Origin of the sequence: Chryseobacterium sediminis (assembly GCF_008386505.1) — a bacterium.
GTDB classification, from domain to species: Bacteria; Bacteroidota; Bacteroidia; order Flavobacteriales; family Weeksellaceae; genus Chryseobacterium; species Chryseobacterium sediminis.
On sequence record NZ_VUNZ01000003.1, the window covers coordinates 384,210 to 403,713 of the forward strand.

The following is a 19,504-nucleotide window of genomic DNA, read 5'->3' on the forward strand; positions in this document are numbered from 1 at the left end:
AATATGTTTTACTAGTTTGATATTTTGTAAATGGAGAACGAAGCAATACTGGATCCTAATAAGCCTACGTCCAATGCTGTTGATCCTACAAGACCAAATGAAATTTTGTCTCCTGCCTGGAAGGAATAGATTGAATTAATAGAAGTTTCGGCAATCGTCAGGCTTAATAAAATTAGGTTAGCACCACTGAACGGACGGCTATCTATAGTAGTTGCTACGCCAGCTCTTGTTCTTACAATACCAACTCCTGGGCTATTGGCCAATATTGATGCTTGTAATCCGGATCCATAACGAAATGCAAAGCCTATTGCATAAACACCTGTGGATGGAATTGTATAGGTATTATCTGTGTCGCTGAATAAGCTTCCAGATCCTAAAGTTCTTTCTGCTGCTAAGAAGTTAACAGCTCTGAATCCTGAAGGGAAAAGTCCAAGGCTCAAAAGGCTGATTCCTGCTGTCTTCTTTGCGGCATAAACAGTGGTGTTTGTATCAGATGCTGCGATTAATAATGCTGGGTCTACGGTGTAAACCTGAGTACTTCCCTGGTTAATTGCTAAAACCTGATAACCAGGTAATGCAGTAGCTGCGGGTGTATCTCTAACTTTCAGTGTTCCATTAACATCTAAAGTTGCAGATGGAGTAGCTGTATTGATACCAACTTGTGAAAATAATGGTAGAGCTGCGCATGCTAACATTAAGCTGTAAAGTTTAGTTTTCATGATCAAGATTTTAATTAGTTGCTTAGCAAATATACAACAAAAATTAAACCCTTCATTGTGAAATTTGTAATTTTAATATTAATATGATGTAATATTTTTAAACATATGTTTATATTTTGTGTAATATTGCCTCATAATTTAATTACGAGTTATTATATTTATCTTCTAATTAATTGTCTGTTTATAAGGTGTTTAAGGAAATGTATTTCTCTCCATAGTGTGGGTTATTTTTGTGGTAAAGGTGACGTGTAGAGCATCGGATATTTTTTTATAAAAATTATTTTTTTTGAGGTTTTTATTAGGTTTAAAAGCAAAAACACTGCTCTAATGGCAGTGTTTTTAATGTATTTATTTGCTTTTTTCTAGCTTTCTAAGAGGAATTCTTTATAGTTTCCAAGAAAATCAACATTAGCATTAATAGATTCAAGTTCTTTGAGGGCGTTTCCATGTAAGACATCTTCCCAAGGTCCTTCCACATTGATAAAGAAGAAATAATTGCCCAGCCCGGTCTTTAATGTTCTGGACTCAATTTTGCTGAGGTTCATCTTTCGCCATGCAAAAACCGATAAAACCTGATGCAATCCACCGGGATGATCTTCCGGAAGGGTGATTAGCATGCCTGCTTTTTCTCCTAAAGTTTCCAGATTGTTATTTTGATAAGTGTTCTGTTGTTTAGAGATAATAATAAACCGGGTATGATTCTGTTCAAAATCCTGAATATTACGGTTGATAATTTTCAGTCCATACAAATTGGCAGCAAACTGGTTTGCAACTGCAGCAATAGGAGTCTCCTTGTTTTCTGAAACAAATTTTGCAGCAGCAGCTGTAGAAGAAAAGTCCTGTTTTGGAATTTCCTTATAATGGGTGTCCAGAAAATGGAAACTCTGTGCCAGAGCCTGTGGGTGAGAATATATTCTTTCAATATTCTCAATAGAGTTTTCAGGGTGCATCATCAGGTGATGCGCAATAGGCATTACCGCTTCTGCTTCAATCTTAATAGACGGGGTCTTATATAAATAATCCAGCGTCATAGAAACTGTGCCCTCAATAGAGTTTTCCAAAGGTACAACTGCCTTTACTGCTTCTCCGTTTTCAACAGCATTAAAACAATCCAGAATACTGGCTTGTGGTAATAACTCTTCATCAGGAAAAAGCTGCGCCGCGGCAAGCTGGGTGAAACTGGCATGAGGTCCCAAAAATGCAATCTTCATAATATAATATATAAGGGATGATTAAAATAAAGGTACAAAGGTATTCATAAATAGATTTCAAAGTTCAAGGTTTTGGGTTTAATGTTGCTGGTTGCTCGTTTTTTTGTTCCTTAGTTCTTGGTTGAACAGTTATTTTCGTTATTTTACTAAAAATTCACCATTCACTTGCAAAGCAAAATTCACTATTGACCTTTCCTTTATAACTGCTCTACAAAAATTCCTGCTTTCTGTAACTTAATCCCTATCGTCCGCCTTCCAGTTCTTCTCAATCATTTCCATCAGAAAATCGGGGCATTTGATGACTTTGTTGGTTTTTGCATCCAGAAAAAATAAAGTAGTCGATGCTTCTGTTATTTTAATATGCTCTTCATTGTAAATTTCATATTCAAATTCAATTCTTACTCCCGGAATTTTTTTAACATAAGTATGAATTTCTAATTTTTGATCATACAAAGCTGGGCGAATATACTTAATTTTATAGTCCGAAACAGGGAGCCAAATTCCTTGGTTTTCAATTTCATTGTATGAAATTCCTATGCTTCTGAATAGCTCCACTCTCGCTACTTCAAAGTATGTTGCATAGTTACCATAGTATACATATTTCATTGGATCTGTTTCTGCGTAACGTACTCGTATTGAGTGTGTTGTGTGTATCATTTTAGGTGTTAAATTATACATACAAATATATTTTTAAATAATCAATACCTGCAATATTTTTTTTTGAAAAGAAAAAATTGGACCTTTGTCTTCCTTCTAAACACAGTACAAACAAAGAATAATCGGGGCATAAAAATGGATGACAATTTAATGATGATATGGCAGAAATGCCTTCAGTTTATGCGTGATAACCTGAACGCAGCTGAAGACAATTCTGACCTGAAAAAACTTGAAAAATCTTTCGATATGTTATTCGATAAGGTTCAGCCGCTTTCATTAGTAGCTAACAACCTTACGCTTATCGTACCGAGCGATTTTTACAAGGAATATATAGAGGACAATTACCTGTCCTTGCTTTCAGCTGCCCTGAAGAAAAATATTGGAAAAGGAGTGAAATTATGGTATTCTGTGATGGAAAACAGACCAAAAGGTGAAGAAAAACCAGTTACCATGAACATCAAGGGACAAAGCGTTCCTACTCCAAAAACACAGGAAACAATGCCTCAAGGATTCTCTGCTAATATTGTAAATCCTTTTGTAGTTCCCGGAATAAGAAAAGTAAATATAGATTCTAACCTTAAACCTGACTATTCTTTTGATAGTTATGTAGAAGGTGAAAGCAATAAGTTTGCAGCCACTGTAGCCAGATCCATTGCAAAAAGACCTGGAGCAACTGCCTTCAACCCGTTATTCTTATATGGAGGTTACGGAGTTGGAAAAACCCATTTAGGACAAGCTGTAGGACTTGAAGTAAAAAATCAGTTCCCTGATAAAGTAGTCCTTTATCTGTCTTCTGAAAAATTTATCCAGCAGTTTATTTCTGCTGCCAAAGCGCACAAGCAGACGGAATTTGCGAATTTCTATCAAATGGTAGATGTACTGATTATTGATGATATTCAGTTCTTATCAGGAAAATCAGCAACTCAGGATAGTTTCTTCCATATTTTTGATCATTTACATCAGAACGGAAAACAGATTATCCTTACTTCAGATAAAGCTCCTGCTGATATTATGGATATTCAGGACAGAATTGTTTCCCGTTTCAAATGGGGACTTTCTGCAGAAATCAAATCTCCGGATCTGTCTACAAGAAGACAAATCATTGAAGATAAACTAAGCAGAGACGGAATCGTTCTTCCTGGGGATATGCTTGATTTCCTTGCTGTGGAAACAAAAACCAATGTAAGAGAACTTATCGGAGTGATCAACTCTGTGATCGCTTACTCTACGGTATATAAGAGAGATCTGAGCCTTGAATTGTTAAAGGAAACGATTAACAGAATTGCTGCCAACCAGAAAAAGATTATCAACATTCCTTATATTCAGGAAGTGGTATGCGATTATTTTGGAATCAAGAAAGAACAATTGCTGTCGAAAACAAGAAAAAGAGAGATTGCATTACCAAGACAACTTGCGATGTACTTCTCTAAAGAATTTACCAATTCTACATTTACTAAAATCGGTGAAGAAATGGGAGGTAAAGACCACTCTACGGTAATGTATGCTTGTGATACGATCAAAGATGTATCAAAAATTGATAAAGAAATCAAGAAGTACGTAAAAGACCTTACAGAAAGAATCAAACAATAACATTGTTGAACAGAAATAAATTGAAATGAAGGATAGTTTTATTCTTCATTTTTTATTTAGTTTTGTTGGGATAAAAAGACTCTTTTTAAATAAATAGAATATGAAAATATTAATGGTTTGTCTGGGAAATATATGCAGAAGTCCTCTCGCAGAAGGGATCATGAAAACAAAGGTGCCGGGAAACTTTGTGGTAGACTCAGCCGGAACCATTTCAATGCATGAAGGAGAACATCCCGACAAAAGAGCCATTAAAACTGCCGCCAACCATAATATTGATATATCAAAACAGAGATCAAGACCCATTACCGGAAAAGATTTTGAAAACTTTGATAAGATCTACTGCATGGATATTGATGTCTTTGAAGATGTGGTTTCCAAAACAAGAAACGAAGAAGAACGACAGAAAGTATCTTTGTTTTTAGAAGTATTAGGGGATCATAAAAATGCTGAGGTTCCAGACCCTTATTGGGGAGATATGAGCGATTTTGAAAAAGTCTTTCAGCTTTTGGATAGGGGATGTGATGCTATAAAGAACCAAATATCTAAATCATAATCATGAAAAAACTACTGTTACTGCTCCTTGTAAGCTTTAATTTATCTTTTGCCCAAACCAAAGATGAAATAGAGATCCGTAAAGTAATGGATGACTTTATGGGATGTATTAAAACCAGAGATGAAGCCAAATATCTCTCTTTATTTCAGGAACCTGTACTTTGGACCGGGATTTACAAAGACAGGACGCAGGCTAAACGCCTTGAGAAAAATCCTAAGGCAGACTACTACTTTGCAGATGACTATAAGGCTTTTATAAAAAGTTTTAAAGATGATAAATCTGAAGAGAAATTTGATAATATTAAGATCGTGGAAGATGGAGCTATAGCTTCTGCCAATTTCGATTACAGCTTTTGGTATGACAGTAAAATGGAAAACTGGGGAAAGGAAATCTGGACACTGATGAAGATCAACGGAACCTGGAAGATCACTTCCGTTACCTTTTCCATGGATCTTACAAAATACTTTACACAACCTTCATTAAACGAAAGAACTAAAAAATAATACAATGCTTTTTTTACTCCCTGCTTACTTATCAGAAAATACTTCTATCAACCACTTTTCACCTGTTCTGAAGGATTATATCATGCAGACAGACTATTTCTTCGTGGAAAATGAAAAAACAGCAAGAAAGGTTGTTAAATTTTTTGCTCCGGAAAAAAAGCAGGCTGATCTGAAATTGTTTTTATTAGACAAATACACAGAAAATGCAGATATCAAGGAAGCTCAGGATCTGATGCTGAAAGGGCAGGACTTCGGCTTGTTGTCAGAAGCAGGATTGCCTTGTATTGCTGATCCTGGAAACCTGATCGTTAAATGGTGTCATGAGAAAAACATCAGAGTGATCCCTATTTCAGGGCCTTCATCCATTATTCTAGCCTTGATTTCCAGTGGATTCAACGGACAGGAATTTACTTTTCATGGTTATCTTCCTATTGATAAAGGAGAGAAAAAGAAGCATATCATGAATCTTGAAAGCCTTGTTCAGAAAACAGGATATTCACAGATTTTCATGGAAACACCATATAGAAACAATCAGCTTTTTGAAGATTTGTGTAAGTTTTTATCACCCAATACCAAGCTGTGTATTGCGGCCAATATCAACGATCCTGAACATGAATTCATCAAGACAAAATCTATAAAAGACTGGCAGAAACAGAAGCCGGAACTTCATAAAATTCCCGCAGTGTTTGTCCTTGGGAAATAAGCTTTATTCTTTTTGATTCAACGTAATCTTAAGAAACTTTACAATTTACAGGCTGAAAGAATTAAATATTCTCTCAGCCTTTCTTTTTTTGATTTAAAAGAATTTTCGGTAATCCATTAGCAGTCATATTAATAACAATACTTTACCTCTTTATTTTCTCTCTTTGTCTTATTTAATACTAATTCAAATAAATTTTATTTCAATAATGTGTGATTAATTTAGTGGATTTTTCGTACTTTTATGTTTTAATATTACATGATGATGTGTTAATAATAATATGTTATGAATTGTTATTTTGTGTTTTAATTTGAGATATTAACTAATTTATTTTGTTTAATTTAATTTTTATTGAAAATTTTACAATTAAATTTTTTACTGAATTTAAGCTATACCTTTTGCGTTTCTTTAATGATTTAGAAGGCAACGGTTTGAAAAATTAGCTTTATAGAAAATAGATCCGATAAAATCAACACCAAAATATTTAAATATGAAGACAAGTAAAATTTTTTTTCCGGTATTGCTGATGTTAGCTATGCTGGTACCTTCTTTAATTCATCTGTCTGCACACGGATATGTAATGAGCCCGGCATCACGAGGATATCAGGGAAGTCTGGATAAGGCTGCACTTGGCTATTCTGTGGCATTTGGAAAATATGGTACTGTAATTAATGAACCAGGTTCTCTGGAAGCGCCAAAAGGGTTTCCTGCAACAGGTCCCGCAGACGGAAAGATTGCCTCCGCTAATGGAAGCATAGGGGGAGACACTACACTGGATCTCCAGACTGCTGACAGGTGGAAGAAAACAAATATTTCTACGGGTGTGAATGCCTTTATCTGGAAATACTCGGCGTATCATGCAACCGCAAAATGGCATTATTACATGACAAAGCAAGGCTGGAATCCTAATCAACCTCTTTCCCGCCAGGATCTTGAGCTTATTGGTACAGTTACACATAACGGGACACCACCGCAGGATAATGTTTCTCATCAGATTACTGTTCCTTCTAACCGTACAGGGTATCATATTATTTTAGCCGTTTGGGATGTAGCAGATACCACTAATGCATTTTATAATGTAATTGACGTTAATGTAACCTCCGGAACAGGAGTTTCTGCACCTGCCACTCCTACAGGATTAACGCAAGTAGGAGTAACAAGTTCTTCTGCTAAAATAAGCTGGAATCCGCAATCAGATGCAGTATCCTATAACATTTTTCGTAATGGGCAAAATATTCAGCAGGTAAGTACACCTACTTTTCAGGATACGGGCTTAACTGCTAACACAGTTTATACATATGAAGTGCAGGCGAAAGGTTCTTCAGGGCTTACTTCAGGGAAAAGCACGCCACTCAATGTAAAAACAAACAGTGAGGGGACACTTGAAAAACCTACGGAACCATCCAACCTTCATTCAATGGCGATTACTGAAAACTCAGTTTCACTCATGTGGATGGCTTCTACCCACTCGCAGGGAATTAAAAATTATCATGTCTTTGAAAATGGAATCAAGGTAGGAGAGACTGTTCAAACAAGCTTTTTACGAACAGGTTTAACACAGGACACAGAATATCGTTATACGGTTAAATCTGTTGCTATGAACGATCAGTTCTCTGATGCCAGCAATGAATTAAAAGTCAGAACCAAGAAAGTTACATCAGGCAATGGACAATCCTATTGCGGAGCAGAACAATATAATGCTGTTAATGCATATCCTACAGCCGGAGTGAAAGTTTTCTACTCATGCAGAATATGGAAAAATAAATGGTATGCAAATCCGGGAGAAATGCCGGGAACCAATATGGTATGGGAAGAAGTAAGTGCATGTACTGAAGGGCCTGGTTGTGAATCAAGTGGTCCGATTACTTACTGCGGCGCACAGGAATATAGCCAAACAAAAACTTATCCAACAGCAGGAACAAAAGTATTCCATGCATGCAAGATCTGGGAAAACAAATGGTATGCAAATCCGGGAGAGGTACCAGGAAGTAATGCAGTTTGGAAAGTTGTAAGTGATTGCAATGAAAGGCAGAGTTGTAAAATATCTAGTTTTACTCACAAGGAAAATGATCTTTCAGTGATCGTATCCGAACATCTGATGAATTTTGCACCGGAAAGCTACTTTGATACAATAAGCAGAGTAGATGTCATTACTCCTCACGGACTTCAGATCATGACTTTTATGAATCCTGAGAAAAACAGTATGAATATCAGTAGACTTCAATCCGGAATCTATTTTGTGAAAATTCTTAATAAGGATGGGAGCAGTATTACTAAAACCATCAGGAAGTAGAAAAGTACAGAAAATTAATAGTGCCGTCTTATAATAAGGCGGCTTTTTTGTTATAAATTATAAAAATATTTAACGGCTCTTAACAAGGCTATAGCATTATTCTTGTTTTTAAAGATTACACTGGAAACAGTATAAATGTTGATAATGCAGTGAAAACCCGGGCATCAAAGATGCCCGGGTTTTTATATATTAATTTTTATTTTTTTTACCGGATTTCCATTTCCTCCAAAAGAAAATAATAAACGGAATAATTAAAAAGAAGGGCCAAAGAGAAACTATTCCGAGCATAAAGCTGACAAAACTGTTCCAGCCTTCCGTTACCGAATCTACAAAACGGCTTCCAAAACCTATTTTTGAGGTTGCCGAACTTCTCACTTTCTCTTTATATAAATTTAAACTTAAAGTACTGTAATTCACACGATCATCAATAAAACGTAGTCTTCCTTCTGCCACATCAATTTCATCTTCAAGCTCACGGATCTTTTCCTGAATTTCTAGCATATCTTTAGTCGTAGCAGCACTTTTAAGCATATCACGATACTTTTCGAGATAGATTTTTTTGTTGGCCAGCTTTATAGATACATCGGTATATTCCTCCGTGACATCATTTGATGAAATATTTTTGGATAAAACAGAGCCTACTCCGTCTGAAAACGAACTGATAAGAGCATCAAAATTTTTATGGGGAACTCTGATAATGAGGTTAAGATTATCATCCATATCTGTATTTTGAAAATCTTCTTTCTGAATATAAGCATTGTTTTTCTTTAAGATATCATTTACCTGACCCTGAGCTTTTTTAATATCACCCACCTGGATCTTCATATCACCGTTTTTGATGATTTTCCTGGAAATAGTGTCCGTTTTCTTAGCGGTAGAAGGTTCTTTGTTGGATCCGTTTTCATCGGAAGCCAGTTTTTCAGATATAGAATTGGGTGGAGAGGCTGGAGCATACGATTTATCTTCAGTAATAACTTCCATAAGATCCGCTTTTACTTCCTGTTTGGCAACTCCTGATTTATTACAGTTAATAAGAATAAGTCCTGATAAAAGGAGAATAATGTTTTTCATGGGTATTGTTTTTATGGATATGATCAAAAAGTGTGCTTAAAAGTGATCTTGTTTCGGATTTATTGGATTTTTTTTAATGAAAGATTAAAAAGAGCATAGAAAATCAAATAGTAATTTCAAAACCAGTCCGGAAAATTGTTGAAACAGTAAATTATTTCTATTTTTAAATCATGAAAAAAAGTCTTTTAGCATTTGTGTTTTATCCATTTCTGATGTATGCCCAGGAAGCTCCGAAACTTACGGATGAAATGGCCATGAAATTGTCTGATAAACCCCTTCACTGTATCAATCAGGAATACCCGAATAAAACAGCGCATATCATTAATAATGCAGGCGAAGTTCCTTTGACACCCAAAGATCTTCACCCTAGTTTTTATGGCTGCTTCGACTGGCATAGCTCTGTGCATGGACACTGGATGCTGGCAAGACTTTTGAAAACAAAACCCAATCTGTCTAATGCTAAAGAGATTGAAAAGATTTTAGATGAATCTTTTCAGAAAGATAAACTGAAGACAGAGGCAGACTATTTTACAAAATATCAGCTTACAGGAACTTTCGAGAGAACTTACGGCTGGGCATGGATCTTAAAACTGGACGAAGAGCTTACCAACTGGGATCTTCCGAAAGCTAAAATATGGCACGAAAATCTGAAACCGCTAACCGATCAGATTCTGAAATCCTGGAAAACCTATCTTCCAAAGCAAACCTACCCTAACAGAACCGGAGTTCATCCCAATACTGCATTTGCCATGGCTTTTGCTATAGACTGGGCAAGAGCTAATAAAGATAAAGAGTTTGAAAACCAGCTGATGGAAAAGGCTAAATATTTCTTCTTAAAAGAACAGAAAACACCTGCTTACCTTGAACCTGATGGGTCAGATTTTTTTTCGCCAAGTCTTGAAATTGCAGATCTGATGCGTAGAGTTCTTCCTCAAAAAGAATTTGTACAATGGCTGGGTGCTTTCTACGAAAAGAGAAGTCTAGAAAATGTTGAAAAAATTCCCGTGGTAAGTGATCTTAGTGACTATCAGACCGTTCATCTTGTGGGATTATCTTTTTCAAAAGCATGGTGTATGAAAGGAATTTCCAATGCGCTTCCTGCCGGTCATCCACTGAAAAAAGATTTCAAAAAAACGGCAGATGTATTTCTTGCCAATGGTTTACCACTGCTTTTTCAGGGAAATTACGGAGGAGATCACTGGCTGGCAAGTTTTGCAGTATATGCTCTGGAAGATTAATATCTGATTCCTGTTTTTTTAAGAATAAAACCTAACAACCAGATTGGTCCTATCAGAAGAAACTGAAGATCTTTGAGAAAAGATGGCTTTTGACCTTCTATTTTATGACCTATCAACTGAAAAATCCAGGTAATAACGAATACAGAAAGGTAAACGATCCATGATTGTTTACCGAAACTGATATTGGTCAGATAAATGAAATGCTCCATAATCAGCATAATAACAGCCATCATGACAGCTATTAAAAGAGAAAGCCTTATATAGAATAAAGTAATCAGAACAATCACAATAAGGCTAATGATACTGACACATCCGAAATAGGAAGCGCAGAAATGGGGAGAAGGAATAAGGGATGCAAACCCCAGAATTGTCCAAAAGATTAAAGGTACACAAATCCAGTGAATGAACTTGTTAGTAGCATTTCTATGGCTTTTACTGTATTCTGCAAATAAGAGATCAACCTTTCTCATACTGATAGGAAATTGGATTGATGCTAAAATAATAAAATTTTGTAATCACTGGTAAGATTGCTTACATTTGTCTTATGTCTGCCCTAGAAAAATTCGGAGTTGATATTTTTACGGAACGTAATATTTTCGAGAGAATAGCTGTCGATAAGCCGTTCCGTCCTGATAATCCTGCTTTTATTTTTATTAAATCAGGGACTATAAAACTTCGGCAGCATTTCAGTGATCTGGAAGTTTCTGCCAATATGTTTATGGTAACGGATCCGCAAACCATTTATGAAGTGGTTTCTGTAACCGATGATTTTCAGTCCCGAATGGTTTCTTATAAAAGAGAATTTATTGCAGCTCTATCATTGAAATTTAACCGTTTGATTACTTATCGTTATTTCAGACAGCAGATGAATAAGGGAGTACCTTTTCCTGAAGATGAAATGGAAGTAGTCTGGAAAAGCGTTAATTTTCTGAAGTATATCCTGGATTCTGAAACAGAAATGCTTTACAAGAAAGAAATGGTAGAACATCTTTTTTCTGTTTTCTGCTACCAGATGGCAGGGATTATTTCCAAGGAAGATAACAGTTCTATGAATCAGATGTCCAGACAGGAAGAGATTGTTTTTGTATTTCTTACTGACCTTTCGGAGCATCACCTTACAGAAAGAACCGTTGAGTTTTATGCCGAACGACAGTCGATTACAACCAGACATCTATCTTCCGTAGTGAAGACCATCACGGGCAAATCAGCGAGTCAGATCATCGCTTTAATAGTTATTAATGAAGCAAAAGTACTCTTAAACTCTTCCAATAAACCGGTTTCAGAGGTTTCTTCTATTCTCGGATTCAGTGATCAATACTCATTTTCTCACTTTTTTAAGAAGCATCTGGAGGTAAGTCCTACACAGTACAGGCATTTGTTCGAGAATTAAAATCTTACATTTGAACATCTTTTTCCAAAAATCAAACATTTGATTGATTTTGTTGTTGTCCTAACTTTGCATCTGTAAAACAAGGTAAAATGACAAAGAAAATAAAAACAGCACTATCTGTACTGATAGCAGCTTTTCCTGCGCTGTTTTTTTCACAACAGATTAAGCAGATGACTGCAGGTGAGGTGGCGGAACTTGCTGTTCAGAACCATCAGCAGCTCAAAGTGTCTGCACAGAACATCGGTATTGCAAAGCAAAACACGAATGTTGTTAAACTTCAAAAACTGCCCACTATTACAGCTTCTACAAGCCAGTTCTATTTAGGGGATGCAGTAGCCATTGACAAAGATTTTTCAAATTCTACAAATGTTCCGATGCCACATTACGGAAGTTCATATGCTGTACAGGCTACACAGCTGATCTTCAAAGGAGGACTGGTGAATAAATCTGTTGAAATGGCGGGACTTCGTGAGCAACTTTCTGAACTGGATTTAGAGAAAAATAAGCAGGATGTGAAGTTTTTAGTGATTTCCAATTATCTGGATGTCTATAAAACGATGAACCAGGAAGAGGTATTTCAGAATAACAAAAAACTGGCTCAGGAACGTCTTAAAAATATCCAAAAGTTCTATCAGCAGGGGATGGTAACCAGAAACGAAGTGATTCGTGGAGAATTGGCCATCAAAAATCTTGATCAAGGGATTCTTACTCTTTCTAACAACAAAAAAATTCTTAATTATAATTTAAATATTGCTTTAGGTTTATCCTCGGATACAGAAATTGTTCCTACAGAAAACTTAGAAAATAAAGAATCGGGGATAAGTATGGATTACTATACGGATCTTGCTCATGAGAAAAATCCGCTGCTTAAATCTGCTCAAAAAAACATTGCTGTTGCAGATAAAAATATTGAGATTATAAAAACTGATAATGCACCTACACTAGCTGGATTTGGGGGATATACCCTGCAGAGACCGATCACGACTAGAAACCCTGTTTTGGATATGTATTCAGGAGGATGGCAGACCGGAGTTTCTTTGAGTTATAACATAGATACACTGTATAAAACAAAAGAAAAAGTAAAATTAGGTGAACTGCAAAAGAACCAGGCGAATGACGCAATGACTCTGGTACAGCAGAATGTAGATATGGGAGTGAATGCTGCCTATACAAAATATCAGGAGGCAATTCAGCAGGCGGATATTCTGAATGATTCTAAAAGACTGGCAGAAGAAAACTACAAGATTACGGAAGCCAAATATCTGAATCAACTGGCAGTACAGGCAGAAATGATAGATGCTCAGAACCAGAAACTGCAGTCGGAGCTAGATTATGCTAATGCTGAAATCAATGTTTTGTATCAGTATTACAATCTTTTGAAATCTACAGGAACACTTTAATTTTTAAAACTGAAAATCAACACAATGGAAAACAAGGGACAAACTACTCAAGATACTACATCAACTCAAACAGCATCTGCTGTAGAAAATAAGAAAAAGAAAAATAAGACCAATAAAATCAGAGCTATTATTTCCAATATTATTGTATTTCTGGTCATTGGCTTTGGATTATTCTGGTTAGTACGCAATTATTTCCATATTGGAAGTAAAACCTATACAGAAGCGGCTCAGGTAGAGGAATTTATCAATCCTATTAACACAAGGGTTTCAGCTTATATCAAAGAAATTAAATTCATTGAACATCAGCATGTAAAAAAAGGAGATACACTGGTTATTTTGGATGACCGTGAAATTCTTACTCAGCTGGGACAGGCTGAAGCCGCTTACCAGAATGCGATGGCACAAAGAACAGCAACAAGTTCTTCCGTGAACACAGTTTCCAACAATATCAACGTCATGCAGTCTAATATTGCAGGAGCAAAAGCCAGATTATGGAATGCAGAACAGAACTTAAACAGATACAGAAATCTTTTAGCAGCTGAAGCAGTTACAAGACAACAATACGATCAGGTAAAGACTGAATATGATGCGCAAAAGGCTGCTTATGAAACTTTAGTAAACCAAAAACAATCAGCAAACCTTTCTACTACCGAAGTGAAAAGCAAACTGGGAATCAATGATGCTGAAATCAAAAGAACGAAATCTGCATTGGAAATGGCTAAGATCAATCTTTCATATACAGTTATTACCGCACCTTATGATGGAATAATGGGAAGAAGAACCCTTTCTGAAGGTCAATTGATTCAGCCGGGACAGCAGGTGGCAACCATTGTGCTGAATGGTCAGAAATGGGTTACAGCCAACTTTTTAGAAAGTCAGATGCCAAATATTAAAATTGGTGAGAAAATATCTATGACAGCTGATGCTTTAGGCGGTAAAAAATTTGAAGGAGTAGTGACAGCTGTTTCAGCGGCTACCGGATCAAGATATTCAAGTGTGCCGACAGATAATTCTACCGGAAATTTCATTAAAGTACAGCAAAGAATTCCCGTAAGAATAGAGTTTACAGCGTCCAACACAAAAGAAGATTTGGATAAACTGAGCGCAGGAATGAACATGAATGTGAATATTAATAAAGACTAAAAAGATCGAAGATATCAGATTCCAGACATTATGTTTGTGGAAAAGCTAAGGTTATGTTGAAGGTCTGCCATCTGATATCTGAAATCTACTACCTAAAAAATCATGTACAACAAAGGATTATATAGCGATTGGGTACCAAAACCCGTACAGCTCCTGCTGATTGTATTGCTGCTTGCTGTGGTAATGCCTATTGGTGGGGTTTATACAGGGAATATCAGCTATCTGACAGGAGGTACCGGTGCCATGACAGAATACTTCATGTGGGCTAACTATGCTACAACAATAGGAATGGGCGCCTGTATGCCCATTGTTCTCAGAATGAAAATGAGATTCAAAGTAAGAGATAAAATGGTGGCCTTACTCGTTATTCTCGCATTTCTAAACTTTGTGAATGCAACGACTCTGCAACCCATGGTTTTTGTATTTACTTCCTTGTTGATCGGGTTTATGAAAATGATGATCACGATAGAGCTGTTTCTTCCGCTGATGATGATGATCGGAAACCGAGGAATGTTTTATGGCCTGTTCTACACATTTGTACTGGTGATGAATCAGGTCGCGACTTATTATGCTGCTGAAGTGGCTGTTTCTTACAACTGGCAGCAGTTTTATATTCTGACATCGGTTTTATGTTTGATATTGGCACTTATTCATTGGATTTTTATGCATAATAAATATTTTGCCCTGAAAGTACCATTACATTATATTGACTGGCTGAGTATTCTGCTTTTTATCTCCACCTTCATGTTTTCTGCCTATGTACTTTCTTTCGGGAAGCAGCAGGACTGGCTGAATTCCCAGAATATCGTCAATGCGAGCATTGCTGCTTTCACAAGTTTTGCATTGCTTACCATTCGCCAGCTGACGTTGAAGAGACCTTACCTTTCATTTAAAATATTTGCAAAGAATAATGTACAACATGGTCTGTTTATGTTAATCTGGCTGGGAATGTTTTTAGGAACTGCATCTATTCAGAATACATTTGCGGTAGGAGTTCTGGGATATGATTCGGTGACCAATGCGAGACTGAGTATGCTGATGATTCCCGGGATCATTCTGGCAGGAGGGATTGCCGTATTTTGGTTTAAAAAAGAGAAACCGTTGAGAATGTTCATTTTTTCAGGATTTGCAGCGATGATGGGATATGCGATTATCATGTACTTTTCTATGGTATTGGAATTCAATTATGAAAACTGGTATCTGCCAATGTTTCTGAAAGGCTACGGAATGTGTGCATTATTTATCTCGGTATGGTTTTATACTTTGGATAAACTTGAAATGGATGATATGCTGGCTGCAATAGGGCTTGTCCTTGTTTGGAGAACTTTCCTTGCAGTAGGTCTTTTTTCAGCAGTTTTTTCATGGTTTCAGTACCATTTCCAGGTAATTGCCATAGGAGATCTTGCGGTCTATATGGACGGGATGACGATTACTCCTCAGAATGTAGCCTCCAATATGAAAGCAATTCAGCTGAATGCTATTATCATAGCAGGTAAAAAATTGTTTGGATATATTATTTTGGCTGGTCTTGGTGTCTTGGTGTATGTTCTTACTCATCATTTTGGAAGAGAACGTTTCCAGTATTTAAGATTTATTAGAGTTCTTGGCGGTAAATCTGTCATTGCAAGAAGAAGACTTCGTGAAAGAAAAAAATTATTAGAAGAAATAAAAGATGCTGCAGGGCCTGCAGTATAAAAGATAACCTTGTTTTTCACCAGTAGAATCCCGGATCTGTAAAGACCGGGATTCTACGCTTTTTAGAGGTATTCAGACGATAGCGAAAGTGGCTCAACCATGAACAGGCAGTCATGTCAAAAAAATGAGCAATCAGTAACATTAAGTTCAAAACTTTGAACTTTGCCCCCCGAAGCCTTATCTTTGCCTCATGAAAGATTTAATGGGCAGAGCGATCTGGGATTATTACCACAATGAAAATCCGGAGGATCTGCAGACTGAAACATCAATTTCTGAGCTGGATGAACTTCCGGTAGAATATTTATTCAGAGATTTTGAAGACATGAATGATATTGAGCAGAAAGCACTGGAATTATCTGAAGGAAAAGTTCTGGACATCGGAGCTGGGGCAGGTTCTCATGCTTTATATCTTCAGAATGAAAGAAATCTTGATGTAACAGCATTGGATATTTCACCAAAATCTATTGAAGTCTGTCAGCTGAGAGGAATTAAAAAAGCAGTTTGCAAAAATATGCTTGACTTTTCAGGTGAGACTTTTGATACCATTTTATTACTAATGAACGGTACCGGTGTTTTTGAAAGTCTTGCGAAAATTGATACTTATCTTCAGAAACTCTACACCTTGTTAGATGATAAAGGACAGATACTGATCGACAGTACAGATATCCTTTATATGTTTGACCGTGATAAGGATGGTGGAATATATATTCCTGCAGGAGGATATTATGGAGAACTGGATTATGTAGTTCATTATAAAGGTGAATCTGAAGAACCAATTACCTGGCTGTATCTTGACTTTAATACCTTGAAAAATGCTGCTGAAAATAACGGCTTTAAAATAGAAAGAGTATTGAAGGACGAAGATTCTTACCTGGCAAAGCTCATTAAGAAGTAATTTACAATGTCATTGCGAGCTGAAAGCGAAGCAATCTCAACAAATAATACATTGTCATTCTGTGAACAGGATGGCAATTTTTGTTTTTTATACAGCCTCCGGAACAAAGCGGTCGCCTTCTTTTAAATATCCCTCTAATTCCTGATTGGAAAACTTTCTTAAAACATTTTTATTAATCCATAAGCTATATATAAAAGAAAGGCTGTCTCTAATGAAACAGCCTGTGATCTTTATAAGGATTTTAATTATCCGATCTCAATACCGTTTTCAACATTACTGTCGTCCGGTGTTACGAAAGATAGTTTTCCGTCTGGTTTTGTTGTTAATAATAACATTCCCTGAGATTCAATTCCTCTGATTTTTCTTGGAGCAAGGTTCAACAGGATCATTACCTGCTTACCGATTACTTCCTCAGGAGTGAAGCTCTCTGCAATCCCGGAAACAACAGTCCTTACATCTACTCCTGTATCTACAGTAAGTTTTAATAATTTATCTGCTTTTTCTACTTTTTCAGCTTCTGTAATGGTTGCTGTTCTAAGGTCTATTTTAGTAAAGTCATCAAACGTGATCTCTTCTTTCATAGGGTTTGCGTTAGGGTTTGTTTTTTTATTGTTTTGTTTAGTGTTTTCCAGCTTTTGGATTTGAGCTTCAATGACATCGTCTTCGATTTTTGAGAAAAGAAGAGATGATTCGTTGATTTTATGCCCTGTTTCAATTAAAACGGCATGATTTTCAATCGTATTCCAGTCTTTCTTTTCAACGTTGAACATGTTCAACAGCTTTTCAGAGCTGAAAGGCATGAAAGGTTCACATAATTGAGCTAAAGCAACGGCTATTTGTGCCCCAACAAATAAAGATTGTGCAGCTTTTTCTGGATTGTCCTTAATGGTTTTCCAAGGTTCTTCTGTCTGAAGGTATTGATTTCCAAAACGAGCTAGGTTCATCAATGCAGTTAATGAATTTCTGAATTCGTAATTTTCAAGGAACCCTGAGATTTCTTTTGCTGACTTATTTATTTCTTGTAGTTCAGGACTGTTGGCATCTCCTTGTGGAACAACACCATCATAATACTTATGAATAAGAACGGCAACTCTGTTGATGAAGTTTCCGAAGATACCTACCAATTCAGAATTATTCTTAGTCTGGAAATCCTTCCATGTAAAGTTATTATCTTTTGTTTCCGGAGCAGATGATAGAAGAGCATATCTTAATACATCCTGTTGTCCCGGGAAGTCTTCTACATATTCATGAGCCCATACCGCCCAGTTTCTTGAAGTGGAGATCTTATCGTTCTCCAGGTTCAGGAATTCAAAAGCAGGAACATTTTTAGGCATAATATAATCTCCGTGAGCCTTCATCATCGCAGGGAAAATAATACAGTGGAATACAATATTATCCTTTCCGATAAAGTGTACCAAGTCACTGCTTTCACTTTGCCAGTAATCTTTCCAGTCTTTTCCGTTCTTCTCAGCCCATTCTTTGGTGAAAGAAATATAACCGATTGGAGCATCAAACCATACATATAATACTTTTCCTTCTGCATTCGGAAGCGGAACCGGAACACCCCAGTTCAGGTCTCTGGTCATGGCACGAGGCTTAAGGCCGTCATTCAGCCATGATTTCACCTGTCCGTATACATTAGGCTTCCAATCATCTTTATGGCCTTCAATGATCCACTCATTTAAGAAGTCTTCATATTCGTTTAATGGCAGATACCAGTTTTTAGTTTCTTTAAGAATAGGAACATTTCCGCTAAGCATTGATTTCGGGTTGATCAGCTCAGAAGGAGAAAGGGTAGAGCCACATTTCTCACATTGGTCACCGTAAGCATTTTCGTTACCACAATTAGGACATGTTCCTACAATGTAACGGTCAGCAAGGAATTCTCCTGCCTGCTCATCAAAATACTGCTCAGAAACTTCTTCTGTGAATTTTCCTTTTTCGTATAAAACCTTAAAGAAATCCTGACTGGTTTCATAATGGTTTTTAGACGTTGTTCTTGAATATTCATCAAATGAAATTCCCAGATCAGCAAAAGATTTTTTAATGATCCCGTGATATTTGTCAACAATATCCTGAGGAGTAACTCCTTCTTTTTTAGCTCTTATGGTAATAGGAATTCCGTGTTCATCCGAACCACAGATAAACGCTACATCTTTTCCTAATCTTCTCTGAAATCTTGCGTAAACATCCGCAGGAATATAAACACCTGCCAAATGTCCTATATGAACCGGCCCGTTTGCATAAGGCAAAGCTGCCGTAATCATCTTTCTGTTTGACATTTATAGTAAAGTTTTGACTACAAAGATAAGGAATATCTGTTGAATACCGCTATTGAAGGTATTATTATGCCGAAGAATGCTTTTTTTAAAGGTTGAATATGAATTTAAGTTAAACGGTTGTTTAACTAAATATCAATTTAATATAAATGTTATGCAATGCATAA

The 19,504-nt window shown here is 36.5% G+C and carries 17 protein-coding genes; 11 read left to right on the forward strand and 6 right to left on the reverse strand.

Annotated elements, in window-relative coordinates:
- Positions 1–11 precede the first annotated feature (11 nt).
- The 3 genes from FW780_RS17050 to FW780_RS17060 form a co-directional block, all read right to left on the reverse strand.
- On the reverse strand, positions 12–719 hold the full coding sequence (locus FW780_RS17050) for a hypothetical protein (RefSeq protein ID WP_149834867.1): 708 nt from the start codon (positions 717–719) through the stop codon (positions 12–14).
- Positions 720–1,081: 362 nt separating this feature from the next.
- Positions 1,082–1,930, reverse strand: a complete 849-nt coding sequence (pheA, locus tag FW780_RS17055) for a prephenate dehydratase (RefSeq protein WP_149834868.1) — start codon at positions 1,928–1,930, stop codon at positions 1,082–1,084.
- Positions 1,931–2,164: 234 nt separating this feature from the next.
- Positions 2,165–2,587: an acyl-CoA thioesterase gene (locus FW780_RS17060; protein ID WP_149834869.1), complete on the reverse strand. Its 423-nt coding sequence runs from the start codon at positions 2,585–2,587 to the stop codon at positions 2,165–2,167.
- A 135-nt stretch (positions 2,588–2,722) separates the two neighbouring features.
- Here FW780_RS17060 and dnaA point away from each other — a divergent pair, with 135 nt between their 5' ends.
- The 5 genes from dnaA (at position 2,723) to FW780_RS17085 (ending at position 8,226) form a co-directional block, all read left to right on the forward strand.
- Positions 2,723–4,177 carry a chromosomal replication initiator protein DnaA gene (gene dnaA, locus FW780_RS17065; RefSeq protein ID WP_047376841.1) on the forward strand — a complete coding sequence of 485 codons (1,455 nt, stop codon included), beginning with the start codon at positions 2,723–2,725 and terminating at the stop codon, positions 4,175–4,177.
- A gap of 100 nt (positions 4,178–4,277) precedes the next feature.
- On the forward strand, positions 4,278–4,730 hold the full coding sequence (locus tag FW780_RS17070) for a low molecular weight protein-tyrosine-phosphatase (protein ID WP_149834870.1): 453 nt from the start codon (positions 4,278–4,280) through the stop codon (positions 4,728–4,730).
- Between the two features lie 2 nt (positions 4,731–4,732).
- Positions 4,733–5,233, forward strand: coding sequence for a nuclear transport factor 2 family protein (locus FW780_RS17075; protein ID WP_149834871.1), 501 nt, complete (start codon positions 4,733–4,735; stop codon positions 5,231–5,233).
- Positions 5,234–5,237: 4 nt separating this feature from the next.
- Positions 5,238–5,936, forward strand: coding sequence for an SAM-dependent methyltransferase (locus FW780_RS17080; protein WP_149834872.1), 699 nt, complete (start codon positions 5,238–5,240; stop codon positions 5,934–5,936).
- A gap of 487 nt (positions 5,937–6,423) precedes the next feature.
- Positions 6,424–8,226: a lytic polysaccharide monooxygenase gene (locus FW780_RS17085; RefSeq protein WP_149834873.1), complete on the forward strand. Its 1,803-nt coding sequence runs from the start codon at positions 6,424–6,426 to the stop codon at positions 8,224–8,226.
- A 189-nt stretch (positions 8,227–8,415) separates the two neighbouring features.
- Here FW780_RS17085 and FW780_RS17090 read toward each other — a convergent pair whose 3' ends face one another.
- On the reverse strand, positions 8,416–9,297 hold the full coding sequence (locus FW780_RS17090; protein ID WP_149834874.1) for a DUF4349 domain-containing protein: 882 nt from the start codon (positions 9,295–9,297) through the stop codon (positions 8,416–8,418).
- Positions 9,298–9,467: 170 nt separating this feature from the next.
- Between FW780_RS17090 and FW780_RS17095 the strand changes: the two genes are divergently transcribed.
- Positions 9,468–10,535, forward strand: coding sequence for a DUF2891 domain-containing protein (locus tag FW780_RS17095; protein WP_149834875.1), 1,068 nt, complete (start codon positions 9,468–9,470; stop codon positions 10,533–10,535).
- Here the strand turns inward: FW780_RS17095 and FW780_RS17100 are convergent.
- The gene (locus FW780_RS17100) at positions 10,532–11,005 is read right to left on the reverse strand and encodes an Mpo1 family 2-hydroxy fatty acid dioxygenase (protein ID WP_149834876.1); all 474 of its coding nucleotides are present in this window, start codon (positions 11,003–11,005) and stop codon (positions 10,532–10,534) included. The two genes, FW780_RS17095 and FW780_RS17100, sit on opposite strands and share 4 nt — an antisense overlap.
- Positions 11,006–11,079: 74 nt before the next feature.
- On the opposite strand from FW780_RS17100, the gene FW780_RS17105 reads away from it, so the two are divergent.
- The 5 genes from FW780_RS17105 (at position 11,080) to FW780_RS17125 (ending at position 17,058) form a co-directional block, all read left to right on the forward strand.
- Positions 11,080–11,925: a helix-turn-helix domain-containing protein gene (locus FW780_RS17105; protein ID WP_149834877.1), complete on the forward strand. Its 846-nt coding sequence runs from the start codon at positions 11,080–11,082 to the stop codon at positions 11,923–11,925.
- 89 nt (positions 11,926–12,014) lie between these two features.
- Positions 12,015–13,325, forward strand: coding sequence for a TolC family protein (locus FW780_RS17110; protein ID WP_149834878.1), 1,311 nt, complete (start codon positions 12,015–12,017; stop codon positions 13,323–13,325).
- Positions 13,326–13,349: 24 nt separating this feature from the next.
- A complete protein-coding gene (locus FW780_RS17115) occupies positions 13,350–14,468 on the forward strand; it encodes an HlyD family secretion protein (RefSeq protein WP_149834879.1) in 1,119 nt (372 codons plus the stop codon).
- 102 nt (positions 14,469–14,570) lie between these two features.
- Complete coding sequence (locus FW780_RS17120; RefSeq protein ID WP_149834880.1) at positions 14,571–16,163, forward strand: MFS transporter; 1,593 nt, start codon at positions 14,571–14,573, stop codon at positions 16,161–16,163.
- Between the two features lie 190 nt (positions 16,164–16,353).
- The gene (locus FW780_RS17125) at positions 16,354–17,058 is read left to right on the forward strand and encodes a class I SAM-dependent methyltransferase (RefSeq protein ID WP_149834881.1); all 705 of its coding nucleotides are present in this window, start codon (positions 16,354–16,356) and stop codon (positions 17,056–17,058) included.
- A gap of 245 nt (positions 17,059–17,303) precedes the next feature.
- Here the strand turns inward: FW780_RS17125 and metG are convergent, their stop codons facing one another.
- Complete coding sequence (gene metG / locus FW780_RS17130) at positions 17,304–19,340, reverse strand: methionine--tRNA ligase (RefSeq protein WP_149834882.1); 2,037 nt, start codon at positions 19,338–19,340, stop codon at positions 17,304–17,306.
- Between the last annotated feature and the right edge of the window lie 164 nt (positions 19,341–19,504).

Coding starts and splice junctions, on each gene's coding strand:
- FW780_RS17050 (WP_149834867.1), bottom strand. CDS start 719: ATGAAAACTAAACTTTACAGCTTAATGTTAGCATGCGCAGCTCTACCA.
- pheA (WP_149834868.1), bottom strand. CDS start 1,930: ATGAAGATTGCATTTTTGGGACCTCATGCCAGTTTCACCCAGCTTGCC.
- FW780_RS17060 (WP_149834869.1), bottom strand. CDS start 2,587: ATGATACACACAACACACTCAATACGAGTACGTTACGCAGAAACAGAT.
- dnaA (WP_047376841.1), top strand. CDS start 2,723: ATGGATGACAATTTAATGATGATATGGCAGAAATGCCTTCAGTTTATG.
- FW780_RS17070 (WP_149834870.1), top strand. CDS start 4,278: ATGAAAATATTAATGGTTTGTCTGGGAAATATATGCAGAAGTCCTCTC.
- FW780_RS17075 (WP_149834871.1), top strand. CDS start 4,733: ATGAAAAAACTACTGTTACTGCTCCTTGTAAGCTTTAATTTATCTTTT.
- FW780_RS17080 (WP_149834872.1), top strand. CDS start 5,238: ATGCTTTTTTTACTCCCTGCTTACTTATCAGAAAATACTTCTATCAAC.
- FW780_RS17085 (WP_149834873.1), top strand. CDS start 6,424: ATGAAGACAAGTAAAATTTTTTTTCCGGTATTGCTGATGTTAGCTATG.
- FW780_RS17090 (WP_149834874.1), bottom strand. CDS start 9,297: ATGAAAAACATTATTCTCCTTTTATCAGGACTTATTCTTATTAACTGT.
- FW780_RS17095 (WP_149834875.1), top strand. CDS start 9,468: ATGAAAAAAAGTCTTTTAGCATTTGTGTTTTATCCATTTCTGATGTAT.
- FW780_RS17100 (WP_149834876.1), bottom strand. CDS start 11,005: ATGAGAAAGGTTGATCTCTTATTTGCAGAATACAGTAAAAGCCATAGA.
- FW780_RS17105 (WP_149834877.1), top strand. CDS start 11,080: ATGTCTGCCCTAGAAAAATTCGGAGTTGATATTTTTACGGAACGTAAT.
- FW780_RS17110 (WP_149834878.1), top strand. CDS start 12,015: ATGACAAAGAAAATAAAAACAGCACTATCTGTACTGATAGCAGCTTTT.
- FW780_RS17115 (WP_149834879.1), top strand. CDS start 13,350: ATGGAAAACAAGGGACAAACTACTCAAGATACTACATCAACTCAAACA.
- FW780_RS17120 (WP_149834880.1), top strand. CDS start 14,571: ATGTACAACAAAGGATTATATAGCGATTGGGTACCAAAACCCGTACAG.
- FW780_RS17125 (WP_149834881.1), top strand. CDS start 16,354: ATGAAAGATTTAATGGGCAGAGCGATCTGGGATTATTACCACAATGAA.
- metG (WP_149834882.1), bottom strand. CDS start 19,340: ATGTCAAACAGAAAGATGATTACGGCAGCTTTGCCTTATGCAAACGGG.